The sequence below is a fragment of the Micromonospora sp. NPDC049580 genome, assembly GCF_040675595.1.
In the GTDB taxonomy this organism is placed as follows: Bacteria; Actinomycetota; Actinomycetes; order Mycobacteriales; family Micromonosporaceae; genus Micromonospora.
Genome location: NZ_JBFAPG010000549.1, coordinates 1 through 3,865, shown reverse-complemented (window position 1 = coordinate 3,865; position 3,865 = coordinate 1). Strand labels below are relative to the sequence as shown.

The window sequence follows — 3,865 nt, the reverse complement described above, 5'->3', positions numbered from 1 at the left end:
ACCGGCGACCCGTCCGCGGGTCGCCGGTCGCTACGCCTGGTGGCGGTCAGGCTCCCGCGGCCGACTTGAGGTCGGCGGCCCGGTCGGTGCTCTCCCACGACAGGTCCGGCAACTCCCGGCCGAAGTGGCCGTACGCGGCGGTCTGCTGGTAGATCGGGCGGAGCAGGTTGAGGTCCCGGATGATCGCGGCCGGGCGCAGGTCGAACACCTCGGAGACGGCCTTCTCGATCGAGGCCACCGGCACGGTCTCGGTGCCGAACGTCTCGATGAACAGGCTCACCGGGTGCGCCTTGCCGATGGCGTAGGCGACCTGCGCCTCGCACCGCTCGGCCAGGCCGGCGGCGACCACGTTCTTGGCCACCCAGCGCATCGCGTACGCGGCCGAGCGGTCCACCTTGGACGGGTCCTTGCCGGAGAACGCGCCGCCGCCGTGCCGGGCGTACCCGCCGTAGGTGTCGACGATGATCTTGCGGCCGGTCAGGCCGGCGTCACCCATCGGGCCGCCGATCTCGAACCGGCCGGTCGGGTTGACCAGCAGCCGGTAGCCGTCGGTGTCCAGACCGAGGCTCTCCAGCTCGGGCGCGATGACGGAGTCGCGCACGTCGGGGGTGAGCAGCGACTCCAGTGAGATGTCCGCGGCGTGCTGGCTGGACACCACAACGGTGTTCAGGCGGACCGGGCGCAGCCCCTCGTACTCGATGGTGACCTGGGTCTTGCCGTCCGGGCGCAGGTACGGGATGGTCCCGTCCTTGCGCACCGCGGCGAGCCGGCGGGCCAGCCGGTGGGCCAGGGCGATGGGCAGCGGCATCAGCTCGGGGGTCTCCGAGCAGGCGAAGCCGAACATCATGCCCTGGTCGCCGGCGCCCTGGGCGTCCAGCGCGCTCTCCGAGGCACCGGTGCGCAGCTCGAAGGCGTTGTCCACGCCCTGCGCGATGTCCTCGGACTGCGCGCCGATCGAGACGCTGACCCCGCAGGACGCGCCGTCGAAACCCTTCTTCGACGAGTCGTAGCCGATGTCGAGGATGGTGCGCCGGACGATGGTGGGGATGTCGGCGTACGCCTTCGTGGTGACCTCACCGGCGATGTGGACCTGGCCGGTGGTGATCATGGTCTCGACCGCGACCCGGCTGTGCGGGTCCTCGGCGAGCAGCGCATCGAGGATGCCGTCGCTGATCTGGTCGGCGATCTTGTCCGGGTGGCCTTCCGTGACCGATTCGGACGTGAAGAGGCGGCGTGTCACGGCACTCCTAAGCGTGTGAGGTCGTTCCGCGGCAGTCTAGTCACCGCTGCGGCCGGTGTCGGGGTCGGTCGCGCGCTGTTCCACCCGTCAGGAGCGGTTGGCCAGCCGCGCCACGACGAGGTCCCACACGGTGTCGGCCACGGCCTCCTTGGCCTGCTCCGGCAGACGGCTCACCGAGCCGTCCGCGCCGATGACCGTCACCGTGTTGGTGTCGGCGCCGAAGACCCGGTCCGGGCCGACCTCGTTGACCACGATCAGGTCGGCCCGCTTCCGGGCGAGTTTCGCCCGGCCGTTGGCCTCCGCGTCGCCGGTCTCGGCGGCGAACACCACCAGCACCTGCTCCGGTCGCTTGCGCTGGCCGAGCTCCGCCGCGATGTCCGGGTTCGTGACGAGCTCGATGGTGGGAGCGACGCCGTCGTCCGACTTCTTGATTTTGCCAGGCGCGTACGTCGCCGGTCGGAAATCGGCCGGAGCCGCCGCCATCACGACCGCGTCGGCCTCGGCGGCGGCCTTGAGGGTCGCCTCGCGCAGCTCGGCGGTCGTGCCGACGCGGACCAGGTCGACCCCGGCGGGGTCGGCGAGGGAGACGTTGGCCGCGATCAGCGTGACCCGCGCGCCCCGGGCGACCGCCGACCGGGCGAAGGCGTAGCCCTGCTTGCCGGAGGAGCGGTTGCCGAGGAAACGGACCGGGTCCAGCGGCTCGCGGGTGCCGCCGGCGGTGACCACCACCCGGCGGCCGGCCAGGTCGGCGGGGGCGGACACGCCCCGAGCGAGGACCTGGCGGGCGACCGCGAAGATCTCCGCCGGGTCGGGTAGCCGGCCCTTGCCGGTGTCGACGCCGGTGAGCCGCCCGACGGCCGGCTCGATGACCCGCACGCCCCGGGCCCGCAGCGTGGCGACGTTGGCGACGGTGGCCGGATGCTCCCACATCTCGGTGTGCATGGCCGGAGCCAGCACGACCGGGCAGCGGGCGGTCAGCAGCGTGTTGGTCAGCAGGTCGTCGGCGAGCCCGTGGGCGGCCTTGGCCAGCAGGTCGGTGGTGGTCGGCGCGACCACCACGAGGTCGGCCTGCTTGCCGAGGCGGACGTGCGGCACCTCGTGCACGTCGGACCAGACGTCGTCGGCGACCGGTTGACCGGAGAGCGCCGCCCAGGTCGGGGCCCCGACGAACTTCAGCGCCGACGCGGTCGGCACGACCCGGACCCGATGGCCCGACTCGGTGAAGAGTCGCAGCAGCTCACACGCCTTGTAGGCGGCGATGCCGCCGCCGACCCCGAGGACGATCGAGGCGGACATCGACGGGTGCGGGCTTACGGCTGGTCGGTCGGCTCAGCGGTGAGCAGGCCCGCGTTGATCTCGCGCATGGCGATGGAGAGGGGCTTCTCCTGCGGGGTCGTCTCGACGAGCGGACCGACGTACTCCAGGAGGCCCTCACCGAGCTGGCTGTAGTAGGCGTTGACCTGGCGCGCGCGCTTGGCGGCGAAGATGACCAGCGCGTACTTCGACGTCGTCTTCTCAAGGAGCTCGTCGATCGGCGGGTTGGTGATGCCTTCGGGGTTGGCGATGGATCCCACGAATTAACCTCTGCGTCTTTCGAGCCGCGCGGACGCGGTGCTGAGTCTCAACGGCGGCCGGCCGTCAGCCGCGTACACGCGACCAGGCCGGATCCGGATAAGAAGAACCGAGTAAGCCTACCAGCTCGTCGGCGACCCGATCGGTGTGGTCGTGCGTCAGGGTGTGCGCGAAGGCGGCGGCCACGGCGGCGTCGGGCCGGTGCCCGGGCGGGATCAGCAGCACCAGCCGCGCGGCGGGCAGTCGCGCCCGCACCAGCCGGGCCCCGGCGACGTCGAGCGGGAGCAGGACCGGCTGCCCGGCGTCGAGCCGGGCGCGCAGCGGCGGGTCGAGGGTGCCCCGGTGGTACGCGCCGATCCGGGACCACTCCAGCAGGTCTCCGGTGGCCACCCGGCGTTCGAACTCGGCCGGGGCGAGGAAGACCCGTTGCTCTCCGTCCACCTCCGGTTCCCGGCGCGGCCTGGTCGTTGCCGGCACCGGGATCCACACGGACGGGAAACGCGCCCGAACGAGCTCGACGACACTCTCCCTGCCGGAACCCGAAGGTCCAGCCAGGACAGTGAGCCGAGCCGCCGGGCGCGCCTCGTCATCCGTGCTCACTGCTTGTTTCTACACGCTGCCAGGTTCAGTTGGCGGCGAACTCTCCAAGCAGTGCCTTGCGCTGCTGCTCGCCGAGGCCACGCAGGCGACGGCTGTCAGCGATCTTGAGCTTCTCCATGATCTGGGTAGCCCGGATCTTGCCGATGCCCGGCATCGCCTGCAGGACGGCCGAAACCTTGAGCTTGCCCACGACGTCGTCGCTCTCGGCCCGCTCGAGGACGGCACCGAGGGTGGTCTTGCCCTGCTTGAGCTGCTCCTTCAGCTCGGCACGGGCCTTGCGGATCTCCGCGGCCTTCTCGAGCGCGGCAGCGCGCTGTTCGGGGGTCAGTGACGGGAGCGGCACCAGTTCTCCTCAGGTCCCTATCGCGGCGGGCGGGGCGCACCGCCGCATCTGTGAAACGTGGTGTCGCTGTGAACCAAGGGGTCCGTGGTTCCCAGCGCGGGGAAAACTAG

General features: G+C 71.5%; 5 protein-coding genes. All 5 read right to left on the bottom strand.

All coding sequences use genetic code 11. The features are described 5' to 3' along the window. Positions 1 to 46: 46 nt before the first annotated feature. The 5 genes from metK to mihF all read right to left on the bottom strand — a co-directional run bounded on the left by metK (position 47) and on the right by mihF (position 3,755). A complete protein-coding gene (gene metK, locus AB0J68_RS28820) occupies positions 47 to 1,240 on the bottom strand; it encodes a methionine adenosyltransferase (RefSeq protein WP_354862956.1) in 1,194 nt (397 codons plus the stop codon). An 87-nt stretch (positions 1,241 to 1,327) separates the two neighbouring features. Beyond that, positions 1,328 to 2,536 carry a bifunctional phosphopantothenoylcysteine decarboxylase/phosphopantothenate--cysteine ligase CoaBC gene (gene coaBC / locus AB0J68_RS28815; RefSeq protein WP_354862957.1) on the bottom strand — a complete coding sequence of 403 codons (1,209 nt, stop codon included), beginning with the start codon at positions 2,534 to 2,536 and terminating at the stop codon, positions 1,328 to 1,330. 14 nt (positions 2,537 to 2,550) lie between these two features. Further along, positions 2,551 to 2,814 carry a DNA-directed RNA polymerase subunit omega gene (rpoZ, locus tag AB0J68_RS28810; RefSeq protein WP_007075826.1) on the bottom strand — a complete coding sequence of 88 codons (264 nt, stop codon included), beginning with the start codon at positions 2,812 to 2,814 and terminating at the stop codon, positions 2,551 to 2,553. Between the two features lie 64 nt (positions 2,815 to 2,878). Continuing rightward, the gene (locus AB0J68_RS28805; protein WP_354862959.1) at positions 2,879 to 3,412 is read right to left on the bottom strand and encodes a guanylate kinase; all 534 of its coding nucleotides are present in this window, start codon (positions 3,410 to 3,412) and stop codon (positions 2,879 to 2,881) included. Between the two features lie 25 nt (positions 3,413 to 3,437). Beyond that, the gene (mihF, locus tag AB0J68_RS28800) at positions 3,438 to 3,755 is read right to left on the bottom strand and encodes an integration host factor, actinobacterial type (protein ID WP_007458370.1); all 318 of its coding nucleotides are present in this window, start codon (positions 3,753 to 3,755) and stop codon (positions 3,438 to 3,440) included. Positions 3,756 to 3,865: the final 110 nt, after the last annotated feature.